Annotated in this window: 22 protein-coding genes and 2 tRNA genes; 3 read left to right on the top strand and 21 right to left on the bottom strand. The window is 64.0% G+C overall.

Annotated features, from left to right (window positions below):
- Nucleotides 1-197 precede the first annotated feature (197 nt).
- Genes RSPPHO_RS21450 through RSPPHO_RS21880 form a run of 3 tightly spaced genes read right to left on the bottom strand, consistent with a single transcriptional unit; the run spans nucleotide 198 to nucleotide 1,107 of the window.
- Nucleotides 198-329, bottom strand: coding sequence for a hypothetical protein (locus RSPPHO_RS21450; protein ID WP_014413972.1), 132 nt, complete (start codon nucleotides 327-329; stop codon nucleotides 198-200).
- Nucleotides 326-565, bottom strand: coding sequence for a helix-turn-helix domain-containing protein (locus RSPPHO_RS03865; RefSeq protein ID WP_014413971.1), 240 nt, complete (start codon nucleotides 563-565; stop codon nucleotides 326-328). Before RSPPHO_RS03865 ends, RSPPHO_RS21450 begins: the two co-directional genes overlap by 4 nt.
- On the bottom strand, nucleotides 562-1,107 hold the full coding sequence (locus RSPPHO_RS21880; protein WP_081581837.1) for a helix-turn-helix domain-containing protein: 546 nt from the start codon (nucleotides 1,105-1,107) through the stop codon (nucleotides 562-564). Before RSPPHO_RS21880 ends, RSPPHO_RS03865 begins: the two co-directional genes overlap by 4 nt.
- Here RSPPHO_RS21880 and RSPPHO_RS17525 point away from each other — a divergent pair.
- Nucleotides 1,008-1,544, top strand: a complete 537-nt coding sequence (locus RSPPHO_RS17525; RefSeq protein ID WP_081581639.1) for a helix-turn-helix domain-containing protein — start codon at nucleotides 1,008-1,010, stop codon at nucleotides 1,542-1,544. The genes RSPPHO_RS21880 and RSPPHO_RS17525 overlap by 100 nt on opposite strands.
- Before the next feature lie 144 nt (nucleotides 1,545-1,688).
- On the opposite strand, the gene RSPPHO_RS03855 is transcribed toward RSPPHO_RS17525, so the two are convergent.
- The 4 genes from RSPPHO_RS03855 to rplM form a co-directional block, all read right to left on the bottom strand.
- Nucleotides 1,689-1,765, bottom strand: a tRNA-Pro gene (locus RSPPHO_RS03855).
- Between the two features lie 176 nt (nucleotides 1,766-1,941).
- The gene (locus tag RSPPHO_RS03850) at nucleotides 1,942-2,553 is read right to left on the bottom strand and encodes a LysE family translocator (protein ID WP_014413969.1); all 612 of its coding nucleotides are present in this window, start codon (nucleotides 2,551-2,553) and stop codon (nucleotides 1,942-1,944) included.
- A 68-nt stretch (nucleotides 2,554-2,621) separates the two neighbouring features.
- A complete protein-coding gene (gene rpsI, locus RSPPHO_RS03845) occupies nucleotides 2,622-3,089 on the bottom strand; it encodes a 30S ribosomal protein S9 (protein WP_014413968.1) in 468 nt (155 codons plus the stop codon).
- Between the two features lie 3 nt (nucleotides 3,090-3,092).
- A complete protein-coding gene (gene rplM / locus RSPPHO_RS03840) occupies nucleotides 3,093-3,557 on the bottom strand; it encodes a 50S ribosomal protein L13 (protein ID WP_041794050.1) in 465 nt (154 codons plus the stop codon).
- A gap of 340 nt (nucleotides 3,558-3,897) precedes the next feature.
- On the opposite strand from rplM, the gene RSPPHO_RS03835 reads away from it, so the two are divergent.
- Together RSPPHO_RS03835 and RSPPHO_RS03830 are read left to right on the top strand one after the other, a co-directional pair.
- A complete protein-coding gene (locus RSPPHO_RS03835; protein WP_041794048.1) occupies nucleotides 3,898-4,683 on the top strand; it encodes an enoyl-CoA hydratase in 786 nt (261 codons plus the stop codon).
- 91 nt (nucleotides 4,684-4,774) lie between these two features.
- A complete protein-coding gene (locus RSPPHO_RS03830; protein ID WP_014413965.1) occupies nucleotides 4,775-5,296 on the top strand; it encodes a CHAP domain-containing protein in 522 nt (173 codons plus the stop codon).
- Between the two features lie 17 nt (nucleotides 5,297-5,313).
- Here the strand turns inward: RSPPHO_RS03830 and RSPPHO_RS03825 are convergent, their stop codons facing one another.
- From RSPPHO_RS03825 to RSPPHO_RS17520, 14 genes are all read right to left on the bottom strand, one after another.
- Nucleotides 5,314-6,729: a sigma-54-dependent transcriptional regulator gene (locus RSPPHO_RS03825; protein ID WP_014413964.1), complete on the bottom strand. Its 1,416-nt coding sequence runs from the start codon at nucleotides 6,727-6,729 to the stop codon at nucleotides 5,314-5,316.
- A 650-nt stretch (nucleotides 6,730-7,379) separates the two neighbouring features.
- Nucleotides 7,380-9,182 carry an LTA synthase family protein gene (locus tag RSPPHO_RS03820; protein ID WP_051013629.1) on the bottom strand — a complete coding sequence of 601 codons (1,803 nt, stop codon included), beginning with the start codon at nucleotides 9,180-9,182 and terminating at the stop codon, nucleotides 7,380-7,382.
- A 76-nt stretch (nucleotides 9,183-9,258) separates the two neighbouring features.
- On the bottom strand, nucleotides 9,259-10,053 hold the full coding sequence (locus RSPPHO_RS03815) for an ABC transporter ATP-binding protein (protein ID WP_041794045.1): 795 nt from the start codon (nucleotides 10,051-10,053) through the stop codon (nucleotides 9,259-9,261).
- Nucleotides 10,050-10,964 (bottom strand): ABC transporter permease, encoded by a 915-nt coding sequence (locus RSPPHO_RS03810; protein ID WP_014413961.1) that lies wholly within the window; start codon nucleotides 10,962-10,964, stop codon nucleotides 10,050-10,052. The genes RSPPHO_RS03815 and RSPPHO_RS03810 overlap by 4 nt, the downstream gene beginning before the upstream one ends.
- Nucleotides 10,965-10,974: 10 nt before the next feature.
- Entirely contained in the window at nucleotides 10,975-11,946 is a 972-nt protein-coding gene (locus RSPPHO_RS03805) for an ABC transporter substrate-binding protein (RefSeq protein WP_041794043.1), read from the bottom strand.
- Nucleotides 11,947-12,123: 177 nt separating this feature from the next.
- Nucleotides 12,124-12,603 carry a CreA family protein gene (locus tag RSPPHO_RS03800; protein ID WP_041794041.1) on the bottom strand — a complete coding sequence of 160 codons (480 nt, stop codon included), beginning with the start codon at nucleotides 12,601-12,603 and terminating at the stop codon, nucleotides 12,124-12,126.
- 81 nt (nucleotides 12,604-12,684) lie between these two features.
- Nucleotides 12,685-12,761, bottom strand: a tRNA-His gene (locus RSPPHO_RS03795).
- Nucleotides 12,762-12,849: 88 nt separating this feature from the next.
- The gene (locus RSPPHO_RS03790; protein WP_014413957.1) at nucleotides 12,850-13,656 is read right to left on the bottom strand and encodes a phosphoadenylyl-sulfate reductase; all 807 of its coding nucleotides are present in this window, start codon (nucleotides 13,654-13,656) and stop codon (nucleotides 12,850-12,852) included.
- Nucleotides 13,653-14,156, bottom strand: coding sequence for a DUF934 domain-containing protein (locus tag RSPPHO_RS03785; protein WP_014413956.1), 504 nt, complete (start codon nucleotides 14,154-14,156; stop codon nucleotides 13,653-13,655). Before RSPPHO_RS03785 ends, RSPPHO_RS03790 begins: the two co-directional genes overlap by 4 nt.
- Complete coding sequence (locus tag RSPPHO_RS03780) at nucleotides 14,143-15,810, bottom strand: nitrite/sulfite reductase (RefSeq protein WP_041794038.1); 1,668 nt, start codon at nucleotides 15,808-15,810, stop codon at nucleotides 14,143-14,145. Before RSPPHO_RS03780 ends, RSPPHO_RS03785 begins: the two co-directional genes overlap by 14 nt.
- Nucleotides 15,797-16,141 (bottom strand): DUF2849 domain-containing protein, encoded by a 345-nt coding sequence (locus RSPPHO_RS03775; protein WP_051013626.1) that lies wholly within the window; start codon nucleotides 16,139-16,141, stop codon nucleotides 15,797-15,799. Before RSPPHO_RS03775 ends, RSPPHO_RS03780 begins: the two co-directional genes overlap by 14 nt.
- Before the next feature lies 1 nt (nucleotide 16,142).
- On the bottom strand, nucleotides 16,143-17,081 hold the full coding sequence (locus tag RSPPHO_RS03770) for an SAM-dependent methyltransferase (RefSeq protein WP_014413953.1): 939 nt from the start codon (nucleotides 17,079-17,081) through the stop codon (nucleotides 16,143-16,145).
- 393 nt (nucleotides 17,082-17,474) lie between these two features.
- Complete coding sequence (locus RSPPHO_RS03765; RefSeq protein WP_157879074.1) at nucleotides 17,475-17,768, bottom strand: hypothetical protein; 294 nt, start codon at nucleotides 17,766-17,768, stop codon at nucleotides 17,475-17,477.
- 323 nt (nucleotides 17,769-18,091) lie between these two features.
- Nucleotides 18,092-20,386, bottom strand: a complete 2,295-nt coding sequence (locus RSPPHO_RS17520) for a methyl-accepting chemotaxis protein (protein WP_014413951.1) — start codon at nucleotides 20,384-20,386, stop codon at nucleotides 18,092-18,094.
- Nucleotides 20,387-20,512: the final 126 nt, after the last annotated feature.

Below are 20,512 nucleotides of genomic sequence, written 5' to 3'. Positions count from 1 at the left end.
CGCGGATAGGTAGCTCAACAGAACCAACCAGCCATCTCTGGTGATAGCTCCTCCATCCGCCCAAGCGAGGAAGGCGCCGCACTCATCTCCGCAAGCCAAACAAGCCAGCACCTCTTCTGGTAGGTTGGGCAAGTGAGAGCCAGACTTACGCAGAGCTGCAATAAGGGGCGAATCATCCGTCCGTTCTTTGTCACCCATTACACCAACCCCCAAAGCACCGCGTCATGGCGGCGCAAGTTCCAAACGTCACGCCACACCCTGGCGACGTACCGGGCGGCGCGGCGGTTGCCGCGATAGGCGCGGCGCAGTAGAGGCCGCCCCACCGTCACGACACACCCTCCAGGCGGTAGACGGCCACGCCGTCAACCATGGTCCGGGCGACCGCGTAACCGTCTTCCTTTAGCTCCGAGACCCGCGCGGCCAGCCGGCGGACGCCGTATGCGGCGCGAGCCTCGTCGGCCGTCAGGGGGCCGACGTGCCGCAGGTGGCCGAGGATCAGGTCTTTTTGGGGTTGCCTCCGCCGCCGGGGGAGTGGTGGCTGGGCAAAGTCCATGCTCGTGCTCATGAGTCCCTCCGCTTTTGACTGGTCGTCCGGCGGCGCGGCGGGGCATAGTTGGCCGGTGGTTGAGGGCGGCGACGCGCTCCATCCGCTCGGTACCGCGAGGGCCACAGCTCGCGAGGGGACCGCGCCAGCGTTTCGGCGAGGGCGAGCTCTCCAGCAAACACGGGGTACCGGGCTGCCTTGCGGCAGGTCCCTTCGGGGAGCCCATAAGCTCGGTCCACGTCAGCGTAGGTCAGCCCCTGACGGTCCAAGAGCCACCTAACTGTCTCCGGTGGCAGGTCTCCCCTCGGGGTGTCCGCAGTGTCCGGGGTGTCCGATAGGTGCGGGTGCGTGCGTGTCACGGGTCCTCCTCCGCCAGCCGGCCCCGCAGGCCGGTTAATTTTGGGTGTCTGTTTTGACGTTCGGGATATGACAATGGCACCAAAAAAGCTCTCAGGCAAGAGCGATGAAACCTTTTTTGGTGTTTCCACTTGTTTTGTTTGGGTGTGCGGCGTCGGAAATGATTTTGTTTTTAAAAACAAAGGCTTATCTGATGTGTAAACCATTTACAGATAGCGATGCGGGAGTTTCCAGAATGACTTTGGAACCGGAAACGGTCGGTTCTCGCCTGCGCTCGGTGCGAGGCGATATGAGCCAAGATGACTTTGCTACCTTATTGGGTGTCCACAAGCAGACGATCGGCAAGTATGAGCGTGGTATCGTCGTGCCTGGAGGCGACGTTTTGGCGCGCTTGCGCGCCGTGCTGGGGATAGATGTCAACTGGCTCCTGACGGGGAGGGCAGTAAAGGATGCGTACGAGCCGACTCTCGAGGTAGGCGCCGTAACTCGCGCGGCGCCGTCTCAGCTCCTGGATGAGGATCTGTTTTCCCAAGTTATCGACGGTATTTCAAAGGTTTATAAAGATGCCGGTGCTCGCATCGCCCCTGTGGATTTGGGGCGACTTGCCGCTCGCGTCGTCCATTTTGGAGGGAGTCTTGCCTAAAAACTTAGAACGCACCCTAGAATTAATCAATATCAAGAGCAGCTAAGTTACAATGCCCGAGGTTCCCTCAAGAATCCTTAAAAAAATTGGAAGATTCCATGAAAAAAGGCAGGCCCCCAGAGGGATCTGCCTTTTCATAAAAAATGGTCGGAGCGACTGGATTCGAACCAGCGACCCCTTGACCCCCAGTCAAGTGCGCTACCAGGCTGCGCCACGCTCCGACCGAAGAAGCACCGAAAAACCGAGGAATTTCGGTGACTTGGGGGCGGACAGCGAAGCCGCCGTCCGTCGGGAGGCGCAATGTAGCCAGCCCCCCTTCTCCAATCAAGCACAAAATGCGGGGCCTTGGAAAAAAGGCCGGGGAGGTTGGCCTCCCCAGACCCCTTGATCCCTGGGCTCAGGTCAGGGCGAGACGCAGGGAAAACAGGACGAACACGGCGGCGAAGCCTCGGCGCAAGGCGGTCATGACCGAGGGGCGGGTGAGGATCGCCTGACGGAGCCGGGCTGCCAAGCAGCCATACATCAGCAACACCGCCCCCATGATCGCCATGAAGATCAGGCCCAAGCCCAGCACGGCTGTTGCTGTCGCGGTTTCAGCCGGGAGAAACTGGGGCAGGAAGGCAAAGAAGAAGAGAGGAATCTTGGGGTTGAGGAGGTTGATCACCGCGCCCCGCCCCACCACACGCCCCCAGCGTTCGGGCACGGTGGCCGGACTCAAGGTCAAGCCGCCGCGTTGGCGCCACAAGCCCCAGGCCAGGGATAGCAAAAACACCACCCCCACCCCCTTCATCACCAACAAAGCGGTGGAATTGGTCTGGAGCAGGGCCGTTACTCCTCCCAGAGCCGCCACCCCATGGGGGAGGATGCCCAGCACGCACCCGAAGGCGGCCAGCAGACCGCCCCGAGTCCCTCCGGCCAGACTGCTGACCAGGGTATAGACCACTCCGGTGCCGGGCAGCAGGGCCAACACCAAGCAGGTCAGCAAAAACTCCGGCGATGGCAGCGGCATGACCGTCTCCTCGACGAAAAAAAAAGGCCCGCCAGGGAGGGCGGGCCTTTTCGCTTCGGGGATCCCCGTTAGCGCTTCGAGAACTGGAAGGAACGACGCGCCTTGGCGCGGCCGTACTTCTTACGCTCGACGGCGCGCGGGTCACGGGTCAGGAAGCCCACGGCCTTCAGCGCCTTGCGCATTTCGGGATCGTAGTCGCACAGGGCGCGGCTCAGGCCATGACGCAGGGCGCCGGCCTGACCCGACAGACCACCACCGGTCACGGTGCATTCCACGTCGAAGTGATTGACCGTGTTGGTCACCACGAACGGCTGGTTGATGACCATGCGCAGCACGGGACGCGGGAAGTAGGTTTCCAGGTCACGGCCGTTCACGGTGATGCGGCCGCTACCGGCCTTGATCCACACGCGGGCCACGGCGTCCTTGCGTCGGCCGGTGGCATAGCTGCGGCCCAGGGCATCGCGCTTGGGCTCGCGCACTTCAGTCGCCGATCCGGCCGCCTTCAGATCCTCGAAGGACTTGATTTCGTCGGCCATGGATCAGGCGCTCCTCTTGTTCTTCGCATTCAGGGCGGCGACGTCGATCACCTCGGGCTGCTGCGCCTCGTGCGGGTGCTGGTCGCCACCGTACACACGCAGCTTGCTGAACTGGGCGCGGGCCAGCGGACCGCGGGGCATCATGCGCTGCACGGCCTTGAGGATCAGACGATCCGGGTGCGCGCCGTCGCGGATCTGGCCGAGAGTGCGGCTCTTGATCCCGCCAGGATGCCCGGTATGCCAGAAGAAGCGCTCGTTGGCGGCCTTGTTGCCGGTCAGGTGAACCTTCTCGGCATTGATGACGATCACGTGGTCGCCGGTGTCGATGTGCGGAGTGTACATCGGCTTGTTCTTGCCACGCAGGATATCAGCCACGATCACGGCAAGACGGCCGAGAACGACGCCCTCGGCGTCGATCACGTACCACTTCCTTTCCACCTCGGAGGGCTTCGCGGAATAGGTTTTCATCGGTTCTTTCTTTTTCCTTGCCCCCCTCTCGGAGGCTTCCCTTGAGGGAAGCTCCCAGGCAGGACGGCGCGGCGGTGAAGGGACGATCCCCTTCGCAAAAAGCGGGGGGATGTGGCGGGGGAGTATGCCAGGATCTGTGTGGCTGTCAAACAAATTTAATTGTTTTATATCAATGAGTTAATTGATTGGTATCAATTTACCTCACTCCCAACACCTTGATCTCACCCTCTTTTGCCCTGTCGCGGCTGCCCCTTGCGGATCCGGGAGTGACGTTGTCTTGGATCACCTAGCGGCGCTATCCTCGCTCTCCCCCCAAAAATGCAATGCAGGTGAGGACCAGATGACACCAGGGGATCCGATTCTCCTCTCCCGGCTCCAAGACGGCCTCCTGACCCTGACCTTGAACCGGCCCGACGCCCGCAATGCGCTCTCCCGCGCCTTGATGAGCGCCTTGGAAGACGCTTTGGAGCAGGCCGCCGCCTCTTCCGAGGTCCGGGTGGTGGTACTCGCCGCCAACGGCCCCGCGTTTTGCGCCGGTCACGACCTGCGCGAGATGCGCGCCGATCCGTCGCTCGCCTCCTGTGAAGCGCTGTTCACGCAATGTTCGCGCCTGATGACCCGCCTTGTCCGCCTGCCCCAGCCCGTGATTGCCCGGGTACAAGGCATGGCCACGGCGGCGGGCTGTCAGCTTGTGGCCTCTTGCGATCTTGCCCTGGCCGGCGACAGTGCCCGCTTTGCCACGCCGGGCGTGGCCATTGGCCTGTTTTGTTCCACGCCGATGGTCGCCCTATCCCGCGCGGTAGGCCGCAAGAAAGCCTTGGAGATGCTCTTCACCGGCCACCCGGTGTCAGCGGCCGAGGCCCTGACGCACGGGCTGGTCAACGCAGTGGTTCCCGACGCGACCCTGGAGGCCGAGACCCAGGCCCTGGCCCGCGAAATCGCCGCCAAGTCGCCGCTGACTCTGCGTTTGGGCAAAGCGGCCTTCTATCGGCAACTTGAGATGCCCCTCGATGACGCCTACGCCTATGCGAGCGCCATCATGACCCGGAACATGATGGCCGAGGATGCCCGCGAGGGCATTGATGCCTTCTTGGAAAAGCGTCCCGCCGTCTGGCGCGGGGTGTAGGAGAGACGGCAGCGGCGAAAAGGAAGCCTGGGGACAAGCACACCTCCCCAGGCCCCTCGTCCTCTATGAGAGATGACGTATTGAAGGAGATATGATGCGTGCCTTCCGCTCTCCCAGCTCTCTCGCCCGCGTCGCAGGGGTGGCGGGACTGCTCGGGCTCGCGGCCTGCGCCCAGCAGCCCAGCCTTCCCGCCTCCCCTCGCATGGCCGTGCCCCCCTATCCGGCCCAGGGTTTTGTGTGGTGCGTTCCCTATGCGCGCTATGTTTCGGGCCTCAACCTTCAGGGCAACGCCCGCACGTGGTGGGATCAGGCCGAGGGGCGCTATCGCCGGGGGCGCGAGCCGCGTCTGGGCTCCGTCTTGGTCTTGCGCCCTTCCCCGCGCCTTCCCGATGGCCACGTTGCGGTGGTGACCACCCTTGAGGGCCCCCGCAGCCTGCGGGTCAGTCATGCCAACTGGGGCTGGGACGGCAAAACCCGGGGGCGGGTGTATGAAAACATGCCCGTTGTCGATGCCTCTGCCGCCAATGACTGGACCGAGGTTCGCTTTTTGCACCCGGAGATCGGCAGTTATGGCCGGTCCTATGCCGCCTATGGTTTTATTCACGGGGACTAATCCCCGCGGCCTCCCTTTTAGGAAGGCTGGGGCTTGCGAGTGCCCGAAGAGAAGGCGGCGTGCTTGCGATAAATGGTTGAAGGCGACACATCCAGAATGCGCGCCGCTCGTGTGACGTTGTTGTCCGTCAGGCGCAAGGCGGCCTCAATGGCCATCGCCTCCAACTCGGCCAAGGGGCGGGCCAGGAGGGTATCGAAGGCGAGGCGGGCGTCGGCCACCTCGCCGCGCAGCTCCTCCCCCTGGTCGAGCGGGGGCGGGAGCATGGTGAGATCAACCACGGGCCCTTCGTTCAACACGACGATGTTGCGCACAACGTTTTCAAGCTGGCGCACATTGCCAGGCCAGCGAAACCCCTTGATCCGAAGCAGGGCCTCTGGGGTAAAATCATGAAAGACCTTGCCTTCCAGGCGACCGAAATCGGCCAGAAAACGTCGGGCCAACAAAACAATGTCCTCGCCACGCTCACGTAAAGGGGGCAAGTGGATGGGGACGACGTAAAGACGGTAGTATAAATCCTCGCGGAAGCGTCCTGCCTTGACCTCCGCCAAGGGGTCGCGGTTGGTGGCGCACACAAAGCGGATATCGGCCGGTCGATCGGCGCCATCGCCGACGCGGTGATAGGTGCCCGTCTGGATGAAGCGCAGGAGCTTGACCTGGAGTTCCAGGTCCATTTCACAGATTTCGTCAAGGAACAAGGTCCCACCATCGGCCCGGCTGGCGGCCCCTTCGCGATCGGCAACCGCCCCGGTGAACGCGCCCTTGCGATGACCGAAGACCTCGCTCTCCATCAGTTCCCGGGGGATGGCCCCGCAATTCAGCGCGATAAAGGGGCCATTGCGCCGGTCCGAGAGATTATGAATGGCATTGGCACACAGCTCCTTGCCGGTGCCAGTTTCCCCGGTGATGAACACGCTGGCGCTGCTGGAGCTGGCCGCCGCTTCAATCAGGCTGAAGACGTTGGACATGGCGGGCGAGGTGCCGAGAAATCCCGAGGGCCCGCGGCGCGGGCGGGTGCGGCCCGGCTCCGGCGGCTCTTCTGGCGCCGTGGTGCGGGTGTGATGCGGACGTCGCCGCTCCAGCGCGTCATCAACGGCGTTGCGCAGCTTATCCGGCGCGCAGGGTTTGACGAGAAAATCAAGGGCGCCTTCGCGCATGGCCTCCACGGCCCGCCGTACCGAGCCAGTTCCGGTGAGCACAATGGTTGGAGGCGTGGTGTCCGGGTCCAGGCGGCGCAAAATGTCAAGGCCATCCATGTCGGGCAGCCCCAAATCCAGGACCATCAGATCATAGCGGTCCTCAGGGGCCGAGAGGCAGGCCAAGGCCTGTTCGCCTGTCGTGGCAACCCGAACCGTCATGCCGACGGTTCGCAAGAAGGCGGCGTAAAGTTCGGCGTTAGAGGGAGAATCCTCCACCATCAGGATCGTGCGCGCCATGCCCCAGTGCCTCGCCGCTTGCTTCAGAGAGAGACCAACCCTCCTTTATAGATAGCGACGCCTCCCTCGTCCTGTCCACCATCCTCGCCCCGAAGTGGAGGATCCGGGCTTTCCTCGGTAAAAAAAAGGCTCCCCGGAGGGAGCCTGATTTTTTATCGACGAATGCCGGAAACGGCGACGTACTGGGCTCGCCGGAAGGCGTTATCCAGTCTGGCCTGCCGTTTGTCCAACCTCTCCTCGATCAGACGGACCACAACGGCCATAAGAAAGACAACAAGGAGCAGTTCAACCATAAGACTTCCCCAATGCCCCAATGCGCGCAAATTATTTATGGGAGGACTGTGGGTGTTTGAAACCCATCCACAGGGCACCCTGCCCGCTCCCCAACCATCACCGAAATTCCGGCAATTGATCGAGAACGAGAGACACGGCAGCCCCTTTTTCAGTTGCCCCCGATCCTAAAGGGGGAAAGCCCAGGTTTCAAGGCACGGAGGCGGCGCCATAAAAGATTCAATAACCCCTTAACACCGCCTCCCCCAAAAAGAGGGAAAAACAGCGATCCGTCCCCCGAAAAATACAGCCGAAGATCCTATAATCCGAAGGGATGCACCCCCCAGAACTGAAGGCGGTCTCGCCTGCCCAGCCTATCTTCATCCCCCTGAGATCCCCTGCCCTCCTTCCCCTGACAAGACATATCCGTGTCCCGAAAAAAGATCGCGCGAAAGGGTCCCCACTGCGTCCAGCCACGCCTGGTCCTCGGCGCACCTGTCGGAGACCAGCGCGGAACGGCATACCGTGAGGCTATCGTCTTGATGTTGCACAAAGTGCATTCCCGGCAAGGGACGGAGGCTCCCCTCGGCCCTGTGCAGCAGATCCATGGGGGCGGAGGTTGTCAGACCGGCCAGGGTGCGAATCAGCCCCGGAACCTGATAGAGGGCCAGCGTTCCCACCGGCAGGGCCCCCCGGGGACCATCGATGATCAGCAAAGGGGTCGCAACGAGATCGCGGAACATCCGGTCATCAAAGTCGGCGCGGTCAGCGGCAAGCACCCCGGACTCGCGGTATCCTCCAAAGTTTGGCCCCAGAAAAGGCAGATGATCGCCGACAGCCACGACCAGAGCTTCTGGATCGCGCGCTTGAAGTTCTTCAAGGAAGTCCATAAAAGAGCGCGATTTTTCCAAAACCGTCGAAGCATAGCGCTCCACCAAGGGGTCGGCGCTGGTGGCCCGGACGCGCACCAAGGCGTCGTCGAGGGGATAATCAAGGTGACCGAAAAACGTGAGGATATAGGTAAAGCTGGGCGTTCCTGACTCCTGCACGGGTTTCAGGGTTTCCAACACCTGCCGGTACAAGGACGCATCGCTCAGGTACTCGCCGTGCATCTCGTCGAGGGTGAAATCGGCCAACGAGCGGTAGACGTCAAAACCGATGCGGCGATAAGCGTTCACCCGGTTCCAGAACACCGGCACATTGGGGTGGGACGCCGTGGCGGCATAGCCCGCATCGCTGAACAGGCGCGGCAGACAGGGCACGTCGTTGTGCAGGCGCGTTTCAAAGAACACCGTGTCCTCGGCCACGGGAAACCCACACAGGACCTCAAACTCGGAATTTGCCGTATAACCGCCAAATACCGGCACCAGGGCCCGCGAGTCCCCCGCTTGTCGCCACAGGGCACGAAAGCGAGGATCCAGGGGGTCGTCCGACAGACCGGCCGCCGACAGAGCCGAGGGATCCCAAAACGATTCCAAAACAACCAGCACTACCGAACGGGGCTTGCCCGCCGCCATGCTGTCCAGGGCCGACGCCTGGGCCGGCTGAACATCGGAGCGCAAGGCCGCAACGGCATTGCGCACGCCGGTATCATCCGGGGGGGGCTTTTGCCGGGAGCCGTGGCGGGCCAACTCTTGCACCAGATGCACAAGAGGCCCCCGGCTTTCGTAATTGGTCCGTTGGTTCCACACAACGTTGCCGAAGTGATCATCGAGCAGCGCCACCACCGCGGACGGTGCCACGATTCCCGGAACCGGTAACGCCAACAGCAGCAACAACGCGATCCCGGCGCCGCGCGCCTTCAAGGAAATCGTCCGCCCCAAGGCCAGGGCCAGGACAAGTGCTCCCCCCAACGCCATCACGCGCTGGCCATCGGTCATGATCAGGAACAACGAGCGGGCGGCAAAGAGATCGTCGGGCATCAAGGGGCCACCGAGAATGCGGATCTTCACCGCATTTCCCCCATGGAGCAGCGCAAGTCCCAGGGTCATCAGCAGCAAAAAGTGTCGGCGCGAGCGCGATAGCCATAGCAAGGGAATCGCCAGCCCCAAGGTTAAAAGCAGATCGACGCCCAAGGCCTGGGTCCATAAAGCGACTCCCGTCGCTTGCTCGACGATGGCCACGATCAGGACGTAAAGCCCCGTGAGATACAGCAGGGTCTCGACCCGTCCTCGGATGGTCACAAACACTCCTCCGGTGTCAAAAAGAGAGCAACGGCTGGGGAAGCACGCCCTCCCCAGCCCCTTCGTCGCGAGAGGGTTACCCCAACAGCAAGGCGTCGTCGTCGAGGTCCTCGCCGCGCTGGTGGGAGAATTGGGCGAGCAATCCTTCCACCGTCATGCCGGCTCGTTCCGCGCCGGTGAGGTCGAGGACCACCTTGCCCTCGTGCAACATGACGGTACGGTCCCCAAAGTGCAGGGCCTGCTTCATGGAGTGGGTGACCATCAAGGCTGTGAGGTTCAGCTCGCGAATCAGGTCTTGGGTCAGCCGCAAGATAAGATCGGCGGTCCGGGGATCGAGGGCCGCCGTATGCTCGTCGAGCAGCAAGATGCGTAAAGGCGCCAAGGTGGCCATCAGCAGGCTGACCGCCTGACGCTGCCCGCCCGACAGCAGGCCCATGCGGTCCTTGAGTCGGTTTTCGAGGCCCAGCCCCAGGCGGGACAGGCGCTCGCGCAGGTACTCGCGCTCGTGACGCCCGAGCGCGGGCCGCAAGCCCCGCACCCCGCCCCGGCGCAAGGCCAGGGCCATGTTTTCCTCAATGGTCAAGCGCTCGCACGTCCCGGCCAGGGGATCTTGGAACACCCGGGCCACCAGGGCCGAGCGCTGGTGGGTCGGCCAACGGGTTACGTCCTGGGAGCCGATGAGAATCCGCCCGGCGCTAAGGCGGATGTCGCCGGACAAGGCATTGAGCAAGGTGCTCTTGCCCGCACCGTTCGAGCCGATCACCGTCAGCCACTGGCCCTCGGGAATGTCGAGAGTCAGGCCGCGCAGGGCGTGGTTTTCCAGCGGCGTACCGGGATTGAACACCACCTGAAGGGCATCCGCGGAAATCATCGGGGACCTCCTTGGGCCAAACGGGCCACCCAACGCCGCAAGGGGCCTTTCCAGCGCGGCAACACCAACGCCAAGGCCACCAGAGCCGCCGTGATCAGGTTAAGGTCCTGCGCCTGCAAGCCGAGAAACTCGGCGTTGAGGGCCAAGGCGACGGCCAAGCGATACAAAATGGCGCCCACGACGCATGCGATGGTCGCCAGCACAATGGTCCGCGTGGACATCACCGCCTCGCCGACGATGACCGAGGCCAAGCCGATCACAATACAGCCCACGCCCATGGAAATGTCGGCCCCTCCCTGGGACTGGGCAAACAAGGCCCCGGCCAGGGCCACCAGAGCATTGCTCATGGCCATGCCGAGGATGATGGCGCTCCCGGTGGCGATGCCCTGGGCGGCCGCCATCCGGGCGTTGGCCCCGGTCGCCCGCAAAGCCAGCCCGGCTCGGGACGCCAAGAACAGATTGAGTACCACTACGGCCACGACCACAACACCAAGCAAGAGGCCCGGCGTGGTCCACTGGGCCGCCGGCCACCCCGGCCCCTGAACCCAGGTGAAGACGGTGGTGTCGTTGAGCAGGGCCACGTTGGGGCGGCCCATGATGCGCAGGTTGATGGAGTAAAGCGCGATCATGCTGAGAATCGAGGCAAGAAGATGCAAGATCTTCAAGCGAACGTTCAGCAGAGCGGTCACGCTCCCGGCCACGGCGCCGGCCATCACGGCAACCAGGGTGGCCGTGAGCGGGTTCCAGCCCCCGGCGATCAGGGTCGCCGCCACGGCGCCGCCCAAGGGGAAGCTGCCATCAACGGTCAGGTCGGGAAAATCCAGGACCCTGAACGACAAGAACACGCCAAGCGCCACGAGACCAAACACCAGCCCGGTTTCAATGGCGCCAAGAAAGGCTATGAGGCTCACCGCACGTCCCTCAACGGATCACGGTGGCGGCTTCGGCGACCATGTCTTCCGGCAGAGCCAGTCCCATCCGGGCGGCCGAGCCGGGATTGACGTAAAGGTCGAGCTTCTGAACCATTTCCACCGGCATGGTCCGGGGATCGGCGCCCTTCAGGATACGCGCCACCATCCGGCCGGTTTGCAAGCCCAACTCGTGGTAATCAAAACCAATGGCCGCCGCCGCGCCGCGCTCGACCGAGGCGGTGTCGCCGGTGAAAACGGGCAGCTTGTTGTCGATCCCCACCTTAATAACCGCCTCCAAGGAGGAGATCACGGTGTTGTCGGTGGGCACATAAACGGCATCGGCCTTGCCCACCAAGGAGCGGGCGGCGCCGAGAACGTCGGAGGAACGCGGCGCAGTGGCCTCGACCAGGGTCAGACCGGCTTCCTTGGTCAAGCCCTTGAGGGTTTCGACCAGGGTGACCGAGTTCGCCTCGCCATTGTTATAAATGACGCCCAGGCGGGTCAGGCCCGGCATGGCCCGGCGAATCATGGCCAGTTGCTTGTCGAGGGGCAGCATGTCGCTGGTGCCGGTGACGGGCCCGCCCGGCTCTTGCAAGGAGCGCACGAGCTTCGCGCCCACGGGGTCCGTCACGGCCGAGAACACCACGGGAATGCTGCCGGCGCTGGCGGCAACGGTCTGGGCCGAGGGGGTGGCAATCGCCACGATCACATCGGGGGCCTGGCCCGCGAATTTTTTGGCAATCTGCGCGGCGGTGGACACCGAGCCCTGAGCCGACTCGTAGCTCCAGTCCAGGTTCTTGCCCACGGTCCAGCCGGACTCGGCCAGGGCGTCTTGCACCCCTTGGCGGGTGGCGTCGAGGGCCGGATGCTCGACAATCTGGGTGACGGCGACCCGCTTGGCCGGGGCGTCCTGCGCCAGGGCGGGAGGAAGGGTGGCAAGCGAGAACGTGAACGCGGCGGCGATCGCGGCTGCAAGGCGCATGATCTTCTCCGGAAAATTGGGCAAAGGGAGGTCGCTACGGTGCCCGAGGATCGGGGCTGGGGTCAAGCAAGGCAGAAGGCTGGGGAGGCCCTCCTCCCCAGCCCCCTCTCGTTCCGTTGATTCCTTGGAACGGGGCAGCCTTCCCTTCCCTCCCGGAAGCGAGGCGGCCCTTTGGTGTCAGGGCGTCGCCGTCCAGGGCATGATCGGCACGGAACTGATGGAACTCTTGGGGCTTCCCTCGACCAGCTTATCGCTGACAACAAGATAGATCAGAACGTTACGATCTTTATCGAAGAAGCGGCGCACCCGCAAACGCTTGAACAACGCCGAGCGACGCTCGGAAAAGACCACAGCCCCCTGCTCGAAGTCCTTGAGGACCTTGATGGGACCGATCTGCCGGCAGGCCAGGGAGCTTTCCGAGGGATCCTCAGCCAGCCCGACCATGCCCTCCAGGCCGCCGGTTTGGGCCCGACTCAGGTGGCAGGCCACGCCCTGAACGTCGGGGTCGTCGAAGGCCTCGATACAAATCTTGTGGTTCGGTCCCAACATCTTGAAGGCGGTGGAAACACAGCCGATCTCATCGGCCAGCGCGGTACCGGGCAACAGGAGCGCCAACGCGACAGCCACCCCCTGCCCTGTTTTGCCAAAAATAGTCATGTTCGCTCCCCGATCTGGCGGAGTCTGACCTCCGCGCCAAAGGAAAAAGGCCGGGTTCCTGAGAACCCGGCCTTCATGACTTGGGGCGAGAGATGGGACTCGAACCCACGACCTCATGGACCACAACCACGCGCTCTAACCAACTGAGCTACACCCGCCATCAGCAGAGGGGAATTTTTTAACGGTTTGCGATCAGTCCGTCAACAAAAAAATTTTTGGGGCGATGCCCCAAACCCCCTTTGATTTTTATCGAGAAAAAGAAAAGGGGGTCTGGGGCATCGCCCCAGGCCGGGGCCCGGGGCGGCAGCCCCGCGTTACCAAATCTGGCGGCCAGCCCCGCGTTACCAGCCCCGCGTCAACAGCGCCCCAGCGGGTCGATGAAATCCCACACTCGGTCTTGGCCTGCCCACGCCAACGCCCGTCCCGCGCGTTCTCCCCCGCCTCGGCCCGCGTCGAGCAGGTATAGCAACCCACCGAAGCAAAGCCCTCCTCGGCCAGCGGATGCGCCGGCAGAGCATGACGGGCGGCATAGGCATCCAGGTCAGCCCGTGACCAGCGCGCCAGGGGGTTGAACTTGATCTTGCCGTCGATGTCCTGCTCGCCTTGGGGCAGGGCGGCGCGCGTGCCGCCGTGATGGCGCTTGCGGCCGTTGATCCAGGCGTCAAACCCGGTCAACGCCTCGCCCAACGGCTCGACCTTGCGCACCCGGCAGCAGGCATCGGCATCGCGCTGCCAGAGCATGCCATCGCCATCCACGGCCGCCACCGCCGCCGGGTCGGGCCGTAGGGTCCGCACATCGCAAAGGCCCAAGGTCTCGGTCAGGGTATCGCGATAGCGCAGGGTTTCGCCAAACAGCTTGCCGGTCTCCAGAAACAACACCGGGGTGGCCGGGGCGATGCCCGCGACCAAATGCAGCAGCACGGCGGATTCGATGCCAAACGACGACACCAAGGCGATGCGGCCCGGGAACCACTCGGTCAAGGCCAGGGTCAACAGGGCGTGGGTGTCCAGACTCTCGATCTCGGGACGCAGCGGGAACGGCACCGCGGTCATGACTGGCCTCCTTGCCGGCGCCGACGTTCGCCAATGGTCACCGCGCCATCGGCAGCGCCTTGATAGACAAACGGATAAGAGGGCAGGGGAGCGGTCAGCCAGGGCGTGTCCGCCGCCAGCTCCAGGGCGTCAAAACCGCAGCGCCGGATCAGGGGAATCTGATCGCGTCCCAGGGCCCCGGTGGCGCGCACCTGTCCGCGATAGCCAAGACACTCGCGCAGCAGCCGCGCTTGGCTATAGGCCCGGCCATCACGAAACACCGGAAACGACAGGGCGATCACCTGCGGCGGCTCCAGGCCCAAGGCGAAGAGGTCGTGCGGGTCCACGGTGTTGGGCAGGCTCACCCCCCATGCCGACCGGCCGGCCACGGCATCGGGCGCCGTGCTCAGACGCGCCCAGCTCACAAGAAGGGCGACGGAGGAGGCGGGCAGGGGCTCCTCGTCCCCTAACGTCCGCCACGGATCGGCCAGCGGCTGGCCCTCCAGGTCAAACAGCGGCATAAAGACTCTCCCGGAACGTCTCGAAGCCCACCCGGCGCACGGTGTCGATGAAGGTTTCGCCGGGCTGGCGCAGGGTCAGCGAGGTTTGAATCAAGGTGTGGATCTGTTCGACCACTGCCTCGGCTGGCACAGCGGGGCCGAGGGGGCGGGCCAGGGACGGGGTGTTCCCCGCCGCGCCGCCCAGCACGATCTGGTAGGCCTCCTCCCCCTGGCGATTCACGCCCAGCACCCCGATGTTGCCAATGTGATGATGGGCGCAGGCGTTGATGCAGCCCGACACGTTGAGCGTGATCGGCCCGATGGCGTGGGCCAGGGTGGTGTCGGCAAAGCGCCGTGCCAAGGCCTGGGCCAGCGGGATCGAGCGCGCGTTGGACAAGGCGCAGTAGTCGAGGCCAGGGCAGGCGATGATGTCGGTGATCAGCCCGAGCACCGGCCGCGCCAGCCCCACCGGGGCCAGCACCCGCCACACCCGCCCGAGATCGGCCAGACGCACCGAGGGCAGCACCAGATTTTGCTCGTGGGTGACGCGGATTTCGCCACCGGTGAAGCGCTCGGCCACCTCGGCCACGTACTCCATCTGGCTGGCCGTCGCATCGCCGGGGGCCGTTTCGCCGGCCTTGAGGGGAATGTTGACCAYCCCATAGCCCGCGACCTTGTGGGCGACCACGTTGGCCTTCACCCACACGGCAAAGGCCGGGTCGGTCTCCAAGGCGTCGAGCGCCGCGTGGTCCAGATCCTCCAGGCGCCGGGGGTCGTCGAGGGCTGGGGGCGGCGGGAAGGCGTGGGTGAAAAACGCCAAGGTGTCGGGCGTCAAGGTCAGCGGCCCGTCCTTCAACGCCTGCCACTCGGCCTCGACCCGCTCGCGGAAGGCCTCCAGGCCCATCTCGGTGACCAGGATCTTGATCCGTGCCTTGTACTTGTTGTCGCGACGCCCGAGAAGGTTGTAAACCCGCAAGATCGCCTCAAGGTAGGACAGCAGGTGGCGCTGGGGTAAAAAGCCTCGCAGTTGCTGCCCGATCACCGGCGTGCGCCCGAGACCGCCGCCCACGAACACCTCGTAGCCCGGCCCTTCCTCGGCGTCCTCGACCAGACGCAGGCCGATGTCATGCACCCGGATGGCCGCCCGATCGGTGGGCGCCCCCGTCACCGCGATCTTGAACTTGCGCGGCAGGTAGGTGAACTCGGGGTGCTGGGTGGACCACTGGCGGATGATCTCGCAGGTCGGGCGCGGGTCCGTCCCTTCGTCCGCCGCCACACCGGCCCAGGGGTCGGTGGTGACGTTGCGAATGCACGCTCCGCTGGTTTGCATGGCGTGCAGGCCGACTTTCGCCAGATCGGCCAGGGCATCTGGAATGTCGGCCAAGGCCATCCAATTAAACTGAACGTTCTGTCTCGTTGTAAAGTGCCCATAGCCCCGGTCATAGCGTCGGGCCACGGCGGCGAGCGCCCGCAACTGTGCGGCCCCCAGCGTGCCGTAAGGAATGGCAACGCGCAGAAGGTAGGAGTGCAGTTCAAGATAGACGCCATTCATCAGGCGCAGGGGCTGGAAGGCGTCCTCGCTCAAGGCGCCAGACAGGCGGCGCTGGACCTGATCGCGGAACTGGGCGACCCGCTCGTCCACCAGGGCTTGATCGAAGGCGTCATACCGATACATCGCGCAGCTCTCCAGGGCGGGGCAGAGGGGTGTCATGCGGCAAAGCGAGGGACGGTCCCTCGGCCCGCAGGCGTTCGCGCAGGCTTAGGGGCCGGGGGCGGCCCTGGTCCTCGGCGACCGGGATCAAGGTGGGCGCGACCACTCGGGCGGCGGCGACATCGGCGTCGGCCTCGGCCAGCAGGGCCTCGCGGGCGGCCAGCGGGCTTTCAATCCGCGCGTCCTCCAGGGACCGGGACCATTGCCCGTCTTGGGTCCGATAGAGAACGGCGCCATCGTGCAGCCGGTTGGCGGTTAGGACGTGGGGCTGATCGAGAGGGGGGCGGCGGGCCATGTCAGCGGCCTCCCCGCACGCGGGTTCGCACGGACACCGCACCGGTGCGGCGACGGATCAAGACAGCAGGCCGCCCGCTCCCCCGCCGCGCCAGTCCCTCCTGGCGCTCGCGGGGCGAGACCCCCGGGACGATCTCCACGGCAAGATCAGCGGCTTTCAGGGCGGCGATCTCGGGGCCGGTGTCGGCGGCGCCGACGGTGATCCTGACCACGGTCAGCCCGGCCCGGGCCGCTTCCACCACGCGGCCGACCACCTCGGCGCTGGAGAGGCCGGCCCGAGGGCTACCGTGACTCACTACGGGCACCTTGAGAGCCTCGCGGCGGGCCAGGGCCACGATCTCGGGGGGAACCGAGCGATCATACACCACCAGATCGGCCCCCAGCAGCACGCGCTGGGCCCGCAAGGTGAGGAGGTCGGGGGCGCCCGGGCCGGCGCTGAGGCGGTAAACCACGCCGGTCGGGGCGCTCAGGATGCCGTGTTCGGCTTGGTCCAGCAGCCGCTCAAAGCGCCGGTGGGCGCCGGTCTCGTCACCGCTCAGGATCCGTTCGGCGACCACCCCGCGAAACACTTCGTCCCACAAGGCGCGCCGGGCTGCGAATGTCGCCACCCGCTCCTTGACCACCGGGCGCGCCGCTGCCGCAAAGCGGACCAGGGCGTCCAGGCGCTCGGGCAGGGCGGCTTCCAGGCGTCCGCGCAGCAGCCGGGCCAAGGCCGGGGCCGCTCCCTTGGTGGACAGGCCGATCTCGATGTCGCCCCGGCGCAGGCGGGCCGGAAAGGCGATGTCTGAGAGAGACGGAAAATCAACGGCATAGACCAGGGAGCGGGCGGCCCGGGCCAGCGAAACGGCGGCGCGGGTCCGCGCTTCGTCCCCCGGATAAGCCACCACCACCAAGGCCGCCTCGGCCAGGTCTTTCGTTTGCGGATCACATGTCTCGCACACCCGGGCCCCAGCCTCCCTCCAGAGCGTGGGCCTTGGCGATGGCGGCCGGTCCGTCGCCCACCACCACCACGGGGCGATCGGTCAGGGTCAGCGAGACGAGCATGGGTCCCTCTTTCGCGATGCAAGAACGATGAGACAGACCATTTCACGGCGTCTGAGCGCCGTCAACCAAATTACAACACCGGTGCTATGTGTTAAATAGATCTATAACGTTGTGCTAGTGTAGTTTAGGAAAACTAAATTGACTTCTGGGTTATAATGTGAACGAGCAGGGGGAAAGGAAAGGCTGGGGAGGCGCGGCCTCCCCAGACCCCTCGATTCCCGGGCCGCACCAAGGGAAGGAGGGGTCTGGGGAGGCCGCGCCTCCCCAGCCTTCTCTTATAAAAAAAGCGGTTATCCCAGCGCTTTGGCAGAGCGGCGGGTTTCATAGCGCACCGGGACTCCTCGGAATACCGAGGGCATGCGCTCTAGGGGCAATCGAGTGCCAGGAGCCAGAAACACCACAATCTCATCCCCCCGCGGGGTGGGGTGACGGGCAATAGTCACCGTCCCCGCCGGAGCGCGCAGGCTAACGCCAAAGCGTTCGAGAATTGGCCTCAAGGGGAGGATATAAGAGACATCGGGAACGGTTCCAGCAAATACCAGCCCAATGGCGTGGCGCTCGCCGTTTTGGTCAAGGGTTGTCACCAGGGATCCCGAATCTCCCCCCAAGGAAAAGGGCCCCGAGTTGCCGCGCACGAGGTAAGCCGGCTCGAAATGAACCGTTCCCACAAACAGGGAAAACTCGTCCGACGAGTGTTATGAGGCGTCCTTTGTGGCACGAGGGGGTGTACCCCTCTTAGGCATTGTGGAGCCTCATAAGTTACCTTAAGTCACAAAAGTTCGTAAAGGGCGGAACCCGACACCCAGGGGGATCGAAAAAGAGAAGGCTGGGGAGGCTCGCCTCCCCAGGCCCCACGGTAACGTTGGCCCTGCCCCGAAGGGACCGGCATGTCCGCTCGCAACGCGTCTTACTGCCGCATCTTTCGCAAGAACTCCTCGACGCGCATCCCCAGTTCTCCGGCCTGTTGGGCCAATTCGGCGGCCGCGCCTTCCACCTGTTGGGCGGAGTGGCGGGTTTCCTGGGCGCCTTCATTGACAATCTGGATGCTGGTGGTGACCTCGGTCGTTCCCTGGGACGCCTGTTCGACGTTGCGGGCGATTTCCCGGGTGGCCGCGCCTTGTTCTTCAACAGCGGCGGCAATGCCCGAGGTAATCTGATTGATGCGGCTGATGGTGCCGCCGATGCTTTGGATGGCATCGACCGCGCGGCGGGTTTCGGTTTGAATCCCGGCGATCTGGGTGCCGATTTCGTCGGTGGCCCGGGCGGTTTGATTGGCCAGCGTCTTGACCTCGCCGGCGACCACCGCGAAGCCCTTGCCCATTTCACCGGCGCGGGCTGCCTCAATGGTGGCGTTGAGCGCGAGCAGGTTAGTTTGGCTGGCGATGTCGGTAATCAGACTGACCACCTCGCCAATGCGCTGAGCCGCATCGGCCAAGCCTTGGACCATTTCGTCGGTGCGTCGGGCTTCGACCACCGCATCACTGGCGATGCGGGCCGACTCCTGGACTTGCCGGCTGATTTCGGTGATGGAGGCGCTCAACTCCTCGGTGGCGCTGGCCACAGTCTGGACATTGACCGCAGCCTGTTCAGCGGCGGCAGCCACGGCGGTGGAGCGCTCGCCCGTCTGGTCCGAGGTTTCGGCCATGGCGCGCGACGAGGCCTGAAGCTCGGTCGCCGCCGCCCCGACCACGCCGACCACGGCCTTGACCGTGCCCTCGAAGTCCTCGGACAGCCTGACGTATTCGGTCACGTCCTTCCAGGCGAGCATGGTGCCGATGACTTGGCCGCGTCGATCGCGGATCGCCTTCACCTCGTTTTCAATGGTCACGCCCCCCATGGAGAACTTGCCGCGGTAGGGCAGCTTATCCGTTTGGGTCAGGATCTTATCGACGAACTCGGGGTTGGCGTGGAAATGGGTCACCTTCTGCCCGATCACTGCATCGGGATTACTGACTCTGGGGTGGTTCATGGCCCGGAAAATGTCGCGGGTTGCTTCGTTGAGGTACGAGATTTTCATCTCGGGGTCGCAGAGCATCACCGCGGTGGGCAGGATGTCCACCATCTGATTGAGGCGGAAGGCATCGGCCACAGTACCGCGCAGAGCGTCGAGCCCGCGTGCCATGGTGCCCAGTTCGCCACCATCTTGGGTTCCCTCCACCGTGAAGCGGGCCTCGCCCCGTGAAATGGCCTCCATGGCCTGCGTAAGGCGGCGGATCGGCTGAGTCAGGCTGCGGGCAATCACAAAAGCAGCCAGCAAGGCGAGCAAAACCGCCACGGCGGAGACCACGCTGCCCATGGTCTTGACTTCGGCGACCGAGGCCTGGATCTGCTCACGCAAGGTGGCCAGCCCGGAATTTTGCGTGTCTTTGATCTGGCGGGCCAGCTCGCCAAACGCATTGGCGTCGCGGGCCATGGGGCCCATCACCAGGGTTTCCGCATCAAAGGCGGCCTTGGATAGGACGTCAAACGCGGCTTGATAGGTCCGGGCCTCCTTTTCGGCGGCCAAGGCCTGATCGCGCAAGGAAGCATCGGTCAGGGTTTCGCGGATTTGGGTACTCCGCTGCACAAAGAGGGTGATATAGTCCTTGGTCTTGGTGACCAACTCGGCCGAGGGCTTGGACATGAAGGTGGCCGCAGCGACACGGGCCATCATCAGGGCTTCCTCGGCGCGGGCCACCGCCACCGCCGTCTGGAAATCGCCGTTGGCAGCCGCCTTATCGACCATGCTCGAGAGCAGGCCCAAGGCGCGGGGGCCGACCACGGTCAGGCCATCGCCGCCCATGCTGGCCTTGTCGCGGGCCTTGATCAAGGTTTGTAACTGACCAAACTGTGTCTCGTAGCTGACAACCAAGTCAAGAAGGCGCTGGGTGTCCTGGCGATTGTTGTTGTCCTGGGCATGGGACAACAAGGTATTCAGATCGGTCTTGAGCTGCCCCAGGATGGTTTGCACCAGGGTCGCATACTGGTCGCTGGCGGTTGAGGAAAACAGGTAGACGTTCCGCCGCAGGCGATTGACATTGCTGTCCACCTCGCTGATCAGCAAGGTTCGGCTCGATGTATCCTGGTAAATACCAAGCTGCCGTCCAATAAAAGCGCTGTCACGGTACGAGAGGAGGGCAACTGTCAGGAGCAAGGCCAGGACGATGGCGAAGCCCAAAAGAATTCTGACACCCACGGACAGCCGGTTGAGGAAGGCGGTCATGAATGGTTTTCCTTTACCCGGTTGACTGGCGCAAAAGAGTGCTTCTGCTTACGGATGTTTCACCCAAAATGAACCGTCATAAAGCAGAAGCAATGAGCCTTTTGATCCGAACGATTATAGTGTAAT

This window comes from Pararhodospirillum photometricum DSM 122, assembly GCF_000284415.1.
Lineage (GTDB): Bacteria > Pseudomonadota > Alphaproteobacteria > Rhodospirillales > Rhodospirillaceae > Pararhodospirillum > Pararhodospirillum photometricum.
This window is presented reverse-complemented; position numbering and strand designations above follow the sequence as displayed.